Annotated in this window: 12 protein-coding genes and 1 pseudogene; 9 read left to right on the top strand and 4 right to left on the bottom strand. The window is 68.2% G+C overall.

Translation table 11 applies throughout. The annotated features are described in order from the left end of the window. Positions 1-86: 86 nt before the first annotated feature. Complete coding sequence (locus BLW84_RS15520) at positions 87-488, top strand: hypothetical protein (RefSeq protein ID WP_093265968.1); 402 nt, start codon at positions 87-89, stop codon at positions 486-488. Positions 489-607: 119 nt separating this feature from the next. Here BLW84_RS15520 and BLW84_RS15525 read toward each other — a convergent pair whose 3' ends face one another. Continuing rightward, complete coding sequence (locus BLW84_RS15525) at positions 608-1,744, bottom strand: HEAT repeat domain-containing protein (RefSeq protein ID WP_143060958.1); 1,137 nt, start codon at positions 1,742-1,744, stop codon at positions 608-610. 223 nt (positions 1,745-1,967) lie between these two features. Next, positions 1,968-2,549, bottom strand: a complete 582-nt coding sequence (locus BLW84_RS15530; RefSeq protein ID WP_093265971.1) for a TetR/AcrR family transcriptional regulator — start codon at positions 2,547-2,549, stop codon at positions 1,968-1,970. Between the two features lie 78 nt (positions 2,550-2,627). On the opposite strand from BLW84_RS15530, the gene BLW84_RS15535 reads away from it, so the two are divergent. Next, entirely contained in the window at positions 2,628-4,265 is a 1,638-nt protein-coding gene (locus BLW84_RS15535) for an MFS transporter (protein ID WP_093265973.1), read from the top strand. A gap of 223 nt (positions 4,266-4,488) precedes the next feature. Here BLW84_RS15535 and BLW84_RS50310 read toward each other — a convergent pair. Further along, positions 4,489-4,590, bottom strand: a pseudogene (locus tag BLW84_RS50310) (IS5/IS1182 family transposase); the annotation flags it as partial. Between the two features lie 170 nt (positions 4,591-4,760). On the opposite strand from BLW84_RS50310, the gene BLW84_RS15540 reads away from it, so the two are divergent. The 3 genes from BLW84_RS15540 (at position 4,761) to BLW84_RS15545 (ending at position 7,658) form a co-directional block, all read left to right on the top strand. After that, complete coding sequence (locus tag BLW84_RS15540) at positions 4,761-6,527, top strand: sigma-54-dependent Fis family transcriptional regulator (protein WP_093265974.1); 1,767 nt, start codon at positions 4,761-4,763, stop codon at positions 6,525-6,527. 297 nt (positions 6,528-6,824) lie between these two features. Further along, positions 6,825-7,136 carry a hypothetical protein gene (locus tag BLW84_RS46195; RefSeq protein ID WP_143060959.1) on the top strand — a complete coding sequence of 104 codons (312 nt, stop codon included), beginning with the start codon at positions 6,825-6,827 and terminating at the stop codon, positions 7,134-7,136. Positions 7,137-7,163: 27 nt separating this feature from the next. Next, entirely contained in the window at positions 7,164-7,658 is a 495-nt protein-coding gene (locus BLW84_RS15545; protein WP_245761163.1) for a hypothetical protein, read from the top strand. Between the two features lie 148 nt (positions 7,659-7,806). Here BLW84_RS15545 and BLW84_RS15550 read toward each other — a convergent pair whose 3' ends face one another. Further along, on the bottom strand, positions 7,807-8,679 hold the full coding sequence (locus BLW84_RS15550; RefSeq protein WP_093265976.1) for a hypothetical protein: 873 nt from the start codon (positions 8,677-8,679) through the stop codon (positions 7,807-7,809). Positions 8,680-9,274: 595 nt separating this feature from the next. On the opposite strand from BLW84_RS15550, the gene BLW84_RS15555 reads away from it, so the two are divergent. The 4 genes from BLW84_RS15555 to BLW84_RS15570 all read left to right on the top strand — a co-directional run bounded on the left by BLW84_RS15555 (position 9,275) and on the right by BLW84_RS15570 (position 14,582). After that, complete coding sequence (locus BLW84_RS15555) at positions 9,275-10,441, top strand: ROK family transcriptional regulator (RefSeq protein ID WP_093265977.1); 1,167 nt, start codon at positions 9,275-9,277, stop codon at positions 10,439-10,441. 2 nt (positions 10,442-10,443) lie between these two features. Continuing rightward, positions 10,444-11,472: an extracellular solute-binding protein gene (locus tag BLW84_RS15560; protein ID WP_093265979.1), complete on the top strand. Its 1,029-nt coding sequence runs from the start codon at positions 10,444-10,446 to the stop codon at positions 11,470-11,472. 321 nt (positions 11,473-11,793) lie between these two features. Further along, a complete protein-coding gene (locus tag BLW84_RS15565; protein WP_093265981.1) occupies positions 11,794-12,861 on the top strand; it encodes an ABC transporter ATP-binding protein in 1,068 nt (355 codons plus the stop codon). Then, positions 12,858-14,582 (top strand): ABC transporter permease, encoded by a 1,725-nt coding sequence (locus tag BLW84_RS15570; protein WP_093265983.1) that lies wholly within the window; start codon positions 12,858-12,860, stop codon positions 14,580-14,582. The genes BLW84_RS15565 and BLW84_RS15570 overlap by 4 nt, the downstream gene beginning before the upstream one ends. Positions 14,583-14,612 lie beyond the last annotated feature (30 nt).

Genomic DNA, 14,612 nt, shown 5'->3' on the forward strand with positions numbered 1-14,612 from the left:
TCTCCGAGATCGCTCAAACGGGGTGGGCAGGCTGTGTTCATCCGGTCCTCGAGGACCGGCGCACACGACACGAAAGGCAAAAAACCATGTCTGCCAAGAGCACGCGCCGCGTCGGCGTTATCGCCGGCCTCGCCCTGCTGCCCGCCCTCGTCTTCGGTGGGACCGCCGTTGCCGCGTCCGCGGACGGCCAGGCCACGAAGAGCCACCCGAGCCAGACCCAGCAGGTGAAGCCGTCCGATGAGACGCACTTCATCGCGGTCGAGGGCGAGGTCAGCAAGATCGAGAAGCAGGTCGACGTCGTGTGGGGCGAAGTGACCGTGTTCTCCGTCGTCGCGCACCCGGGCGGCCCGGAGCTGGATTTCGTCGTGACCCCGGAAACCGTGGTCGAGCTCGAAAACGGCGCTCCCGAGGTCGGTGAGAAGGTGACCGCCTTCGGCCAGGTGAAGCAGGACGGGACCGTTAACGCCGCCCACATGGTCTTCCACTGACACGAGTTCCTCCTGCCGCAGCCGGTGGACGGGGTGGGGACCGCCCACCGGCCGGGCAGTGTCAAGACGACTGATCGATTGGCTGCAGCAGGCTGGAGAGTCCGTCTTCGAAGCACCGACTAGGTGCCGGAAACGAGCGCGCGCAAGGACTCTCTGTCGTAGGGCAGTCCGGTTTTGCCGAACCAGGACATCGGGTTGGCTACGCTGCCCCAGCACTCTTCGTTGTCCACGATCGCGGAGAGGAATTCCTGTTGCGCCGCGGTCAGGGCCTGGCCCTGTGCGTGGCGCGCCGGGAAAGCACGCTCCAGCAACGGGCCCCAGTCGGACTCGACCGTGTAGGCGTTGGTCATCCGGGCGATGGCCAGAGCCTCGGGCAAGATCTCCTCGAAGCTGCGCGTGCGCCGCAACAGCGCCTCGACCAGGGAAAATCGGAACTTTCCGGCCAGCTGCGGCAGGTGCTCCGCGAACCAGTCGTCCGCCGCGGCGGGGTCGACCAGAGCCCGCCTGATCTCGGCCAGCGCCTGCGGATCCGGGTCCAGCGCCGACGCCAGCGCGGCCGCGGCGCGCACCGACGGGTCCGGGTCGGCGAGAAATGCCTGCGGCACGAGACCCCAGCTGCCCAGGGTCAACGCGGCGGCCGCCCGCTCGGAGACGGTCGCGTCGTGCGCCAAGCGTCGCATCCGCTGGGCTTGCTCGCCCCGGAACTCGACGAGTTCGGGCGCGCGCATGAGGTACCCCATGGCACCGACTGCGGCCTTGCGCACGGCGTCGTCCGCATCGTCGAGGAAGGGCAGCACGGCGAAGTAGAGGTCGCGACGGATCGCCCGGCATGCCGCAGCCGCCTGCGCGTCCTCGTCCTCTTCGTCTTCGTCCTCGTCGTCGTCCTCGTCGTCTTCGTCGATGTCTTCGTCTTCATCCCAGTAGAAGACCGACTCGGCGAGGGAACCGAGCCAGTCCAGAAGCGCGGCCCGCAGCGGACGTTCGCGGTCATCCCAAGGCAGGGCGCTCTCACAGCGGGTCATCGTGCGTGGATCGTCGAGAATCCCTGCGACGAACAGAGCGGCCGGCGCTGTGACCGAGTAGAGCGAGCCCTGATGCAGCACGGCAGCGTCGAGGTATCCGAGCGCTGCGCCGCATCGCTGCGGATCCTCGCTCAGCAGGTCCAGCAACATGTTCGGTGCGTCTGCGGCATCGCCGTATGCGTGGTGCAGAGCGGCCCAGTCCGTGCTCCTGATCATGGAGCGTGCGTCGATCACCCGATGAGCGTAGTCACAGGACATGAGCAGTTTCCAGCGAACACGGACCAGGTGCTCGACGCCTGCGCCTGATCACGCGTGACAGGCAGGGCGTCCGCGCGAATGCCCCACGCTGCAGCCCGAAACGGGTTCGGCGTGGGGTGCGTCTGTCGTTGTGAGCTCGTCGACCGGTCGCGGTCCCCGAATCGTCCGCTTTCCGGTGCTCGCCTGGCGGAATGTCGTGTCACTGGCGAACTTCTGCTCCGGAGATGGCCGCGTCGATCATGCCGATGAGAGCTTCTTCGAGCTCCCGGCGAGCCGGTAGATCCAGGTCCGGCGGGGTCCAGATGGGTCGGGCGCTGATTCCGTCGGCTGCGGCCAGGACGACCCTCTGGGTCGCGGTGGGGACGCCATCGGCGTCTATGTCGCTCTGCCATCGCCGCTCGTCCTCCCTGACGATGTCGAGAACCTCCGGCACCGCGAGGAGTTGGGCGATGAGGCTGAGCCGTTCGAGGGCTTCGTCGCCGCCCAGCGGGACGAGGCTTGCCCGGACGTAGGCGCGGGTGAGCCGTCCGGGGGTGCCCTCGGGGTCGGTGATCCGCGCGAGTACGGCGTCGCGGAAGGCGTCGATCTGTTCCTGGGCGAGTGCGACGAGCAGGGCCTGCTTGCTGGCGAAGTGGTACACCAGGCCGCCCTTGGAGACGCCGGCGTGGCGGGCGATGGCGTCGAGTGTCGCGCCGACGCCTTGACGACTGATGACGTGTGCGGCGGCATCGAGCAGCAGCCGGCGAGTGTCCTCGGGCGTCCGTCCGGTTGTGCGACCCATGTGCCCATTCTTCCCGCCGCCCGTCAAGGGACCGGCACTACATGGAAACTGCACCGACTAGTCAGTACAGTATTGAGCATGAGTACTGCCCCCGCAGCACGTGAGTGCCGGCTTTCGCCGCGTCGCCGCTGGGCGGCGCTGTCGATCCTGGCGATCGCCGTGTTCGTGCTCGCGATCGACAACACGGTCCTCTACCTCGCGGTTCCGTCGCTGACCGCAGACCTCGCACCAACGGCGACCCAGATCCTCTGGATCGGCGACGTCTACTCCCTCGCGCTCGCCGGTCTGCTGATCGTCATGGGATCGCTGGCCGACCGGATCGGCCGCAAGCGCCTGCTGCTGATCGGCTCCGCCGCCTTCGGCGCGGCATCGCTGCTGGCGGCGCTGTCGACCAGCGCGGCCATGCTGATCGCCGCACGGCTGCTGCTCGGCATCGCCGGGGCAGCTCTGATGCCGTCGACGCTGTCGTTGATCCGCAACATCTTCACCGACCGGAGCGAGCGGACCCGCGCGATCGCGATCTGGTCCGCTGCCGTCGGCGCCGGGGCGGCGATCGGCCCGTTGATGGGTGGTGCGCTGTTGGAGCACTTCTCCTGGGGTTCGGTGTTCCTGATCAACCTGCCGATCATGGCGGTGCTGATCGTGGGTGGTGCGTGGTTGCTGCCCGAGTCGCGCGACCCGGCCCCCGGCCCGTTCGACCCGGCATCCGCGCTGCTGTCGATGGCCGCGATCGTGCCGGTGGTGTGGGCGATCAAGCACACCTTGGCGAGCGGCATCGACCTCGCCGGCGTGGCCGCGCTGGTCGCCGGGATCGTCGCAGGGGTGGTGTTCGTGCGCCGCCAGCGCCGCCTGGACAGTCCGTTGATCGACGTCGCGCTGTTCGCACGTCCGGCGTTCAGCGGATCGGTCCTGTCCTGCTTCCTGGCCGTGTTCGCGCTGGTCGGGCTGCTGTTCTTCTTCTCCCAGTACCTGCAGCTGGTGCGCGGGTTCAGCCCGCTGCAGGCAGGGCTCGGGGAGCTGCCCACCACGCTGTCGGCGATCGCCGTCGTGGCCGTCGTCGGCCGGGTGACCCGGCGGTTGGGCGTCGGCCGGGCGATCGCGGTGAGCCTGCTGCTGGTCAGCGCCGGCCTGGTCGGCGTCGCCGTGGCCGAGGGCCTGCCCGGGTACGTCTGGCTGGCGCTCGCGCTGGTCGCGGTCGGGCTGGGGGTGGGTCTCGGCCAGACCGTCGCCACCGATGCGGTGGTCTCCTCGGTGCCGCCGCGCAAGGCCGGTGCGGCATCGGCGGTGGCGGAGACCGCGTTCGAGCTCAGTGCCGCGATGGGGATCGCGATCCTCGGCTCGATCGTCTCGCTGGTCTACCGCGCGGGAATGACCCTGCCGGCCGAGCTGGACCCGCTGCAGCGGGAGGCGATCACCGAGTCGCTCGCCTCGGCGACCGCGGCGCTACCGCCGGACTCGCCCGTCCTCGACGCCGCCCGGCAGGCGTTCACCGAGGCCATGCAGACCACCTCGCTGATCGCCGCCGCGATCACCCTCGCCGCAGCCGTCGTCGCCTGGCGCACCATCCCATCCACCGTCGACGCCGAGCGCACACCCGCGAGCCCCGTGCACGAGGCACGGACCGGACGGCCGTCGGACCGCCTCGTCCAGAGCGAGCTTTCCCCATCCAGCAGCACAGGCGACTCACGACGTGGGTCCGAACGTGCTCACGGCTAGACGAAGGAGAAGACCGGATGTCGCAGTAGCAGCAGCCGCGGAAGATCATGCCCCTGAAGCGGTTCGTGTGTGGGTTTTCGTGACCACACCCATCTGATGGGTCGTTGACCTTGCCGCGCTTGGAGCGAGACGCGCACCGATTGAACACCTGAAATGAGCTGCCCTGGGTTTCGCAGAGCCCGATTAGAACAGTCGAATCGCGGCACTTGCGGCAACTTGCCGAACACGGCAGCGGATGACCACGGGCGAACTCGCAACGGTCGGGCAGCAGTGCGGCGAATTGGTCCCACAAGGGGTTGGTCAGCCATGATGGCGGGGCAGGCACAATAGCGGTGACCATGGGGCGTCAGCAGCCTCATGGTCACCGCTATTGTGCCTGCGTCACATCCCCGGGCGTCCCGCCACCAATGGCTTGCCCCCTAAACCAATATGTGATGCAATTCACATTGCGGTCGGATACGATGACGTTGAACTGCTGACAAGGAGGTCAGCCTAATGCTCCGGGGGCATGACCGCGGTATCCTCTCGCTTGAGGCTGCTCACGACCGGTTCTTCGAGGTTGGCGAGGTCTCCCAGGATGCGGTACGGCGAGCGATCACGGAATCCTGGCGCAGGTCGCAGGCCTACGGCGTCGACATTGACGATCTTCGGCCACCGTACAACTGCGATATCGATGTTGAAAGTCGGCTCCTGCGCTCCGCGCAGCCGGTGCTCGACCGCCTCGAACAGGAGCTGTCCGGTGTTTCCATGAGCGTGATACTCACGGACGCGAACGCGTGGGTAATCGCGCGCCGCACTGGCGACCGACTCCTCGACCGGAAGTTGGACCGTATTCAGTTGGCCCCGGGATTCAGCTACGCCGAACAACATGTCGGCACCAACGGGATCGGATCGGCGATTGAAGCGGGTCGAGCATTCCACGTATTCGGGAGTGAGCATTTCTCTGGGTCATTGCGGAACTTTTCCTGCTCGGGCGCACCGATCCGCAATCCGCTCACCGGTCAACTAATCGGCATTATTGATGTCACCTGCAAGAGTCCCGACGCGACGCCGTTGATGAGCGCGCTGGTCCAGGAAGCGGCCAGGGACATCGAGCAGCGGCTGCTGGATCTTGCTGGTGAGAGCGAGCGTGTACTGCTGAACGAATTCCTCGCGGCCCACCATCGCAAAGGCAAGGCGATTGTGACGATCAGCAATGATGTGGTCATCAGCAACGCGGCGGCAGCCCAGATGCTGGACCCCAGCGACCACGTCCTGCTTCGCGAGAAGGTGGCCGAACTAACCAGTTCTGGTCACGACGCTGTCGGTCATGCCACCCTCAACCGCGGACACGACGTGACTCTGCGTTGCCGGCCGATCTTTTTCTCTTCTGAGCGGGCTGGGGCGGTGCTCGAGATCAGCCACAAGACCGACATCAGGAAGTCCAAGCTACAAGCGCGTCCAACCCTGCCCCAGCTCGGTCTCAAGGGCAGCAGCCCGGTGTTTCGCAATGTGTGCTCGGAAGTCGAAGAGCACTGTTGGCAACGGTCGTGGGTGTTGATCACGGGGGAGCCTGGCGTGGGCAAGCTTGCGCTCGCCCAGGCCGCCCACCGATGCTGTTTCCCGGCCGCTCGACTGGTCGTTGTCGATGCGGTCGACCTGACCCGGTCCGACGGGGATCAGAGGAGAAGCCTGGGCGTCGAGCTCGGGGAGTGCGGCACCCTGGTGTTTCGCCATGTCGACCGCTTGAGCCCGGCAATGGCGCGTGAGCTCGTGGAGATCGCCAGCTCGGTGAAGGGGCAGGCCGGTGGCTCGTGGGGCGTTGCGACAGCGAACAATCCGGGAGCGGTTGACGCTGATTTGATGCGGATGTTCTCGGCCACTGTCACGGTGCCGCCCCTTCGGCACCGAGCCGACGACATTGCTGAGCTTGTTCCGGAACTCCTGCGTCGCCTCGCTGGCAGAGACAACGTCACCTGTGGCGCGCCGGCGATGCGGATTCTGCAGCGAGCGCTGTGGCCCAACAACGTCACTGAACTCGCAGAAGCGCTGCGCGCGGCGCTGAAGAGGCGGCGTGCCGGCGAGATCGCACCGCGAGATCTACCGGAGTCCTGCCAGGCGGTCACTCACCGAGTGCTCACCAACTGGGAAGCGCTCGAACGTGACGCTCTCGTCCGAGCGCTGAACGAGGTGGACGGCGACAAGATGCGCGCGGCCTCGCTGCTGGGCATCTCGCGAGCGACCATCTACCGAAAGATCAAGTTGTACGGCATCTCGGCATGATGCGCGCCGTTGGCGGGTGGCCCGTGGCTCTGTTGGGATCGAGCGCCTAGCGGTCGTTGGTGGACGTCGGGACTCCCAGGAGTCATGAGCGCTGCCGACAGTCGGGGCAGCAAGATCGCCCTGGTGGCCGGCAATGATGTATCGGCCCTGCTCTTGGTTCGCCGCTGCGGCTGGGCGCCCGTCGCAAAGTGAGACGACGACGTGGGTCCTACGGCCCTAGCGTCATTTGCGTCGACCCCGGAGAAACCCCGGACAAGGCGACGATGGTCAACCCGAATTACGCCCAAGGTGATCAAGGTGAGCACGATTCCCCGAGTAACCTTCACCGAAGCCCGATACAGGGTGCTGAGCGCCGTGTCAGAAGGCGAGATCTGCTACCACAACGGTCTCACTCAACCCGCCCTGGGATATGACTGGGTGGCGGGCCTATCCCGACGAATGGCCGACGACGTTCGTCACGACCTGCACAGTCTGTGGGCTGCGGATCTGATCAACATCGACACGCACCGCCTGTTCGTGGGACCGGGCCACAGGGTCGTGATCACGCCCAAGGGGTACCAGGTGTTCCGCCAGTGGGCGGCGGCTGCCAGTCATGATCGCGCGACGTAGCGACAAAGATCGCCAAAGGAAACAGAGATGGAGGTGAAACCGGTGCTGGTCCGCACCCGGCCGGAACGAGCCGATGGCCCGCGACACCGACGCTACCCGGGGGCTTCCCCGTCCGGGGCGACGGAGGTTTTGCGGTTCGGTCAGCGCTATGCGGACCTCTGCGATCGTCGCCTGGCGGACAGGCTGATCCTCGAGGATGCGGCAGAGGAGAGCGGGGAGCTCTCGGTTCACGAACGCATCACATGCCACTTCCACCGGCGCTGGGTGCACGAGTGCATCAGCTCGCCAGTGCACGTGATCATCCTGACCGGACATCGATGGTGTCGGCACTGTGAGGCCGAGGCCTCGGTCGCGGTCGACGAACTGACGGGTTCGGTCGCCGTAACCTGCACGCGTTGCCGCCGGTCCCCCGGCACGGCGGCAACGCGGCAGATCCTTCGCACCTGCCACGCCAGCCTGGTCGCCGCCAGGGAGAGCCGCCGCGCGCAGGCGGCAGAGAAGCGTACAACGACGGCAGCCTGACGGTTGCCCTGTGCCATCCGCAATCGATTCGTTCAGCGAACGCCGTGGTCGTGGTGTCCGTTTCTGCCGTAGTGGGTGTCCAGCTGAGACCATCAGCTTCGTGGGACGCCGCCTACCTACGCCCGGAAGCGAGGCTGCCTCGTGAAGTTCACGCGCCCGCGTAGCGGAGACCGGTCCGGCGCAGCACGACCCACTGCTCGCCGGGCCGGTCCACGACGACCGGGTACCAGCGCGGCTGCAGCACCGCGTGCAACTCCTCGCCCCGGCTGATCAGCGAGCTCACCGCGGGTTCGCCCACGACGATCAGGGCCGACCAGTCGATGTGCGCCATGAGGTAGTCCTCGGTGACGCCGAACCGGGATTCCAGGAGCGTGACCACGTCGTGGCCGGTGTCCGGGCCTGACTGGACATCGCTGATGTCGGGCACCTCGACGTCCTCGTCCTCTTCTTCCTCGTCGACGATGTGCTCGCTGACTTCTTCCTCGCCGGCGGCGTCGTCTTCCTCGTCGGCGGTGTACTCGTCGTCTTCGTCTTCGTCGCGCTGCTCGGACCACACGTACTTGTCGAGTTTGTAAATGCGCTCGCACACGTCGAAAGCCTGGTCATCGGAGAGGATCAGCGTCACCGTGCGGCCGTTGACCAGGGTGAACGTCAGTTCCGCTTCCGGGGTTCCGCTGGTGCCGGGTTCGGCCTCGACGTTCCCGGCGACTTCCTCGCAGAGATCGGAATCGGCGGGGCTCTCGCTTCCCACGCCCAGCGAGGGGAGGTTCGCGGCCATCTCCACCACGCAGCGCGCGGCGGTCCAGAACGCCTCCTTGTCCCGGAATTCCTTGCGGCTGCTGGTCAGCGTCCGGCCGAATCCCAACGTCTCGACGCGCGCATCCACCGTGCCGGTGCTGGTCTCGTTCTCCCAGATGGCGGTGACCGTGACGTTGTTGGCCAGCCGCTTCCGGTAGTTCTCGATGTGACCGTGCTGGGCGAGCTCCCAGCCGCGAACCTTCTGAGGCCAAGCGTCTTTCACCGCGGGATTCCCTTCGGACGACCGGTACGTCGTTCCGTTCGACGTGCCGCGAACCGCGATCGTTCCCGCGGACTCCCACCGTCCACAGTGGTCAGATCTCGGTCCGGTCAACCGGCGCGCTGGACGGGACCGGATCTCCTGGGGGATCCCCATCAGGCGGTAGGCGCTCTCGCGCAAGCACTCCGGGCGCACCACGATCCGCAGCGGAGCGGCCTCGACCGAGGCGGCGGTAGGTGGTGCCTTCCAGCTTCAGGGCCGTGGCGCGTTCCGGCAGGATGCCGAGAGGCGGCCGGGGCGACAAGCGCGGCCACCCCTCTGCCCGTCACGCTGGGTGTGCCGAGGGGACGGCCTGTCGTTCCGGCGAACCTTCGGGCTGCCGCCGGTCACGATACGTGGCCAGCAGTGCCAGCGCGACGACGGCTTGCACCGCCACGGCCGCTGCCTGCAGCTTGAGCAGTCGCTCTAACACGGTCGATGTCACTGCTCGTGATCGGTTCGTGGCTTTCAGGAGTGGGCGAAAGGCGTTGTGGGGCTTGGGGATTTTGGCGGCGGCGAAGTATTGGAAACTTACTTCGGATGCCGTATAAAGTTACGCATGTCCGAGGTCAACGAGCGTTCGGCGCCCACCGGGAACGAGGCCCTGCGTCGCATCCGCACCGATGCGGTGCTGGCCGCGCTTCGCGAGCACGGCCCCGTTTCCCGCACCGAGCTCGCCGGGCTGACCGGATACCGGCCCTCTTCGCTGACCGAGATCGTGCGCGAGCTGATGGCCTCCGGGCACGTCGTCGAGGTCGGTGCCGGCGACTCCTCCGGTGGTCGCCGGCCGCGGATGCTGGAGTTCAACCCGGCCGCCGAATCGCTGATCGCCGTTTCCCTGGAGGGCGAGCAGGCGCACGTTTCCGTGGTCGACCTGGCCGGTGAGCTGCTCGGCGCGCACAGCCGCGCCGTTGATCCGCACGAGCCGCTGGACGGGTTGGTCGCCGTCATCGACCAGGCGCTGAAGGAACATCCGCGGCCTCGCCCCGGGCGCGTGGTGTTCTCGCTTCCGGGCGTCGCCACCGCGGCCGGCGCCGTGACGCTCTCACCCGTGCTGGAGGCGCTCGGCGGGCGGTCGCTCACCGACGCGCTGACCGAGCGGGTCGGGCTGCCCGTGCAGGTTTCCAACGACGTCAACCTCATCGCGCTGGGGGAGCGCGAGCGGGGCGCCGCCGCCGACGTCGACGACCTGGTGCTGATCTACGTCGGCTACGGCATCGGCGCCGCCGTGGTCTCCGGCGGCACGCTCTGCCGGGGCGCCGCCGGGTTCGCCGGTGAGATCGGCTTCCTGCCCGCCGGGCTGCCGCCCACGCCGCACACCGGCGGGCGCGGTGAGTTCGAACGGCGCTGGAGCGTGCCGGGAATCCGGCAGGCGCTGTCCGAAATAGACGGTGGATCGGCCGGTGCGCCCGTCGCCGAACTGGCCGACCGGGCCGGTGAGCCCGCCGTCGCCGCGCTGCGCAGGCAGGTCATCGAGGCCTGGGCCTACGCCGCCATCGTCTGCGCGTGCGTGGTCAACCCGGCACGCGTGGTCTTCGCCGGTGCCGCGACCGAACTCGGTCCGGACGGACTCGCCGAACTCGCCGAACTGGTCGGCTCGGCGGCGCCGTCCGCGCCCGAGGTCGTGTTCGCCGAACTGGGCGCGCAGGCGCTGCACATCGGCGCCGTTTCCCCGTCCCTGATGTCCCCCGCTGCGAACACCACGCAGCCTTCGCGCGAAGGGTAGCCATGCGCAGAATCCTCTCCATCGTCGCCGGCGTGCTGATGCTCGCCGGCGTGACCGCCGGCTGCGGCCTGACCCCGGCCGGCGGCGATTCCGGCCTCACCATCTACACCGCCCGCGACAAGGCGCTCGCCGAGAGCGTGGTCAAGGACTTCGAGGCCGCCTATCCCGAATACCAGGGCAAGGTCCGGATCCTGACGCTCGGCGCGCAGGAGGCGTCCGAGCGGGTGTCCGCCGAGAAGGGCCGCCCGCAGGCCGACATCTGGTGGGGCGGCTCGCAGCAGCAGTTCACCCAGGCCGCGAACGCCGACCTGCTCGCTCCCGTGCCGGACCAGGTGCGCGACCGCGTTCCGGAGCGCTACCGCGACGCGCAGGGCCGCTGGGTCGGCGAGATGGTGCTCGCCGAGGTCGTCTTCTACAACGACCAGATGCTCACCCCCGAGCAGGCCCCGAAGGACTGGGACGACCTGATCAAGCCCGAGTACCGGGACAAGATCGTCGTCCGCGACGTGGCCGCCTCCGGCACGATGCGCAGCATCTACTCGGCGATGATCACCCGCAACGGCGGCGAGAACCCCGAGCCGGGCTACGAGTGGCTGCGCAAGCTCGACGCCAACACGAAGGTCTACGCGGCCAACCCGACCGACCTGTACCTGCGCATCCAGCGGCAGGAGGCGCCGGTCAGCGTGTGGAACCTGCAGGACGTCATGCTGCAGCAGAAGAAGACCGGCGCGCCGTTCAAGCCGGTGGCGACCACCTCGGGCGTCCCGCAGCTGATCGACGGCATCGCCAAGGTCAAGGGCGGCCCCAACGCCGCCGCTGCCGACAAGTTCCTCGACTTCCTGCTCGGCGTCGAGAAGCAGAAGCAGCTGGCCGAGGAGTACTTCCAGATCCCGACCGTCGAGCAGGCCGGGCAGCCGAGCTGGCTGGCGCCGCTGAACCTGCACGAGATGCCGGTCGACTGGAGCCTGGCCGCCGAGAAGGAGACCGAGTGGATCTCCTACTGGAGCGAGCACATCAAGAACAAGAACTAAAGATTTTCTTGTAAGCAGCTTGCGTTGCGGTGCGGGTAGCGGAACCTCAGAGGCCTTCTCGCTGTGGGATCCCCGACATCATGAATGACCAATTCACCACGTCGGGGCTGTCCTCGCGAGAAGACCTCTGAGAACCCGCGGCGGTGCGAGTTGCGGGGGTGGGCTAAGCGGCTGCGCCGCTTCAAAGACAACAACCCCGCGCTGCCACACCTCACACCACGACATTCAAAACAGCCGCTATAGCACCCCGAAGCACTCACGGGTCGCCTCGGCCGCCGCTTGCACGGAAAGCCATTCCTCGCCCAGCACGGAGAGTTCAGCATGATCCCCGTTCGCCTCGACCGCGTCAGCAAGAGCTACGGCTCTGCCTCGCCGGTCGTGCACGACATCGACGTGACGATCGAGTCCGGCGAGTTCTTCACGCTCCTGGGCCCTTCCGGGTGCGGCAAGTCGACCACGCTGCGCATGATCGCCGGGTTCGTCACGCCCACCAGCGGCCGAATCCTGTTCGGCGACCGCGACATCACCGCCACGCCGCCGAACAAGCGGGGCACCGGCATGGTGTTCCAGAACTACGCCCTGTTCCCGCACTACGACGTCGCGCAGAACGTCGCCTACGGGCTGGTCACGCGCAAGGTGGCCAAGGGCGAGCGCAACGAGCGGGTGGCCGCCGCGCTCGCCTCGGTGGGGCTCGACGGCTACGCCGACCGGCGGATCGACCAGCTCTCCGGCGGCCAGCAGCAGCGCGTCGCGCTGGCCCGGGCGCTGGTCATCTCGCCCTCGGTGCTGCTCCTCGACGAGCCGCTGTCCAATTTGGACGCCAAGCTGCGCGAGGAGACCCGCGTCGAGATCCGCCGCGCGCAGCGGGAAGCCGGGATCACCAGCGTCTACGTCACGCACGACCAGGCCGAGGCGATGGCGATGAGCGACCGGATCGCCGTGCTCGAATCCGGCAAGCTGCACCAGGTCGGCACCCCGCGCGAGGTCTACCACCAGCCCGCCACCGCCTTCGTGGCCAAGTTCATCGGCGGCAGCAACGTCCTCGACGCCGAGGTCGTCGAGAGCTCCGGCGAGCAGGCCGTGGTGGAGCTGGCGGACTCCGGGGCGAAGTTCGCCGCCGGTCGTTCCGCGGAGTTCGCGGCCGCCGTGGGCGACCGGGTCGCGGTGTCGGTCCGGCCGGAGCACCTGACGATCACCGAGGCCGGCGAGGGCAGCTTCGACGCCGTCGTGCGCGCGGTGGAGTTCACCGGCGCCACCTGCGAGTACGAGGTCACCGCGGGCGATCTGGAGCTGTCGGTCGCGGTGCCCGACCAGCCCGGCCTGCCGAAGCCCGGCGACGTCGTCGGGCTCCGCCCCGAGTCCCGGCACGCCTGGCTGGTGCGGCCATGAGCGCCCCGGCGGTGGCGCCGCGACGCCGCAGGTTGCCCGCTTCCGACGGCGATCGCTTCGTCTACGTGCTGGCCATCCCGGTCGTGCTGGTCCTGTTGTTCCTCGTCGTCATCCCGATGGCGACCACCGCGTTCACCTCGGCGGGCGGGAACGGCCTCGCGGACAACTACGGCAGCCTGTTCGGCGGGTCTTCGGGCCAGGCGCTGCTGCTGTCGTTGGTGAGTTCGCTCGTCTCCGTGTTCTTCTGCGGCGTGCTCGGCACGCTGCTGGCCGTGCTGCTGCACCGCTTCGACTTCCCCGGCCGCCGGGCGCTTTCGGTGTTCGCCGTGCTGCCGATGGCCTTGCCGCCGCTGATCGGCGCCGTGTCGTTCGTGCTCCTCTACAGCGAGACCGGGATCGTGCCCCGGACGCTGAACGCCCTGCTCGGCATTTCGCCCGCGAGCACGTCGGTGAGCGGGCTGGCCGGCGTCGTCCTGGTCCACGCGTTCACCATGTACCCGTACTTCTACCTGTCGGTTTCGGCCGCGCTGGCGGGGCTGGACGGTTCGCTGGAGGAGGCCGCCACCAACCTCGGCGCGGGTCGCGCGCGGGTGTGGCGGACCGTGCTGCTGCCGATGCTCACCCCGGCGCTGGTTTCCGGCGCGCTGCTGACGTTCATGATGTCGATGGCGTCGTTCACCGCGCCGCAGCTCTACAACGTGCAGACGCTGACCATGGAGATCGTGTCGGCGCGCACCTCGGGCAACGCCGCGCTCGCGGCCACCCAGTCGACGGCGCTCTCGGTGGTGTCCATCGCCTTCCTGATGAGCATGCGCTGGTACCAGGGCCGCCGCGTGCACCGCAGCCTGTCGAAGGGCACGCCGAGCGCGCGCCGCGCGCCGGGCTCCGCCGCCGCGAGGCTCGCCGCCGCGCTGGGCAGCCTGCTGCTCACGGTGGTGCTGCTGGCGCCGGTGCTGGTGATCGTGCTCGTGTCGTTCTCGGTGGACGGCGCATGGACGACGCAGGTGCTGCCGCCCGAGTACACGTTGGACAACTACCTGCGGATCTTCGCCGAGCCGCAGAGCCTGCTGCCGATCTCGGTGAGCGTGCAGACCGCACTGCTGGCCACCCTGGCCGCGATCGTCATCGGCGCGGCGGCCTCGTGGGTCGTCGCCCGCTGGAAGGGCCCGGGGCGCGGCGTGCTGGACGTGATCATCATGCTGCCGTGGGCGCTGCCCGGCACGGTCATCGGCGTGAACCTGGTGACCGCGTTCAACGAACCCGGCGTCGGCAACCTCGGCCTGACGCTGGTCGGGACGCTGTGGATCCTGCCGGTCGCCTACTTCGTCCGGTTCGTGCCGCTGGTGTTCCGCTCGACCAGCGCCTCCCTGGAGCAGCTCGACCCGTCGCTGGAGGAGGCGGCGCGCAATCTCGGCGCCGGTCCGCTGCGGGTCCTGCGCACGGTCACGCTGCCGCTCGTGCTGCGCGGCGTGCTCGCCGGCGCGTTGCTGGCCTTCGTGGACGGCGTCGGCGAATACGTCGCCTCGGTGGTGATCTACCCGCCCGGCCTGCCGCCGATGTCGGTGGAGATCTACAACCGCATCTACTCCTCGGAGTTCGGCACGGCGGCCGCCTACGGCGCGCTGCAGATCGTGCTGATCTTGGTCGTCCTCGCGGTGTCGAACCGCCTCGGCCAGGGCCCGCGCCAGAAGCGCTCACCGGCGGTGATCCCCGCCGCCTAGCGCGCCACGTCCACGACCATCCACAGTGGA

Source organism: Saccharopolyspora shandongensis, assembly GCF_900106995.1.
Taxonomy (GTDB): Bacteria; Actinomycetota; Actinomycetes; order Mycobacteriales; family Pseudonocardiaceae; genus Saccharopolyspora; species Saccharopolyspora shandongensis.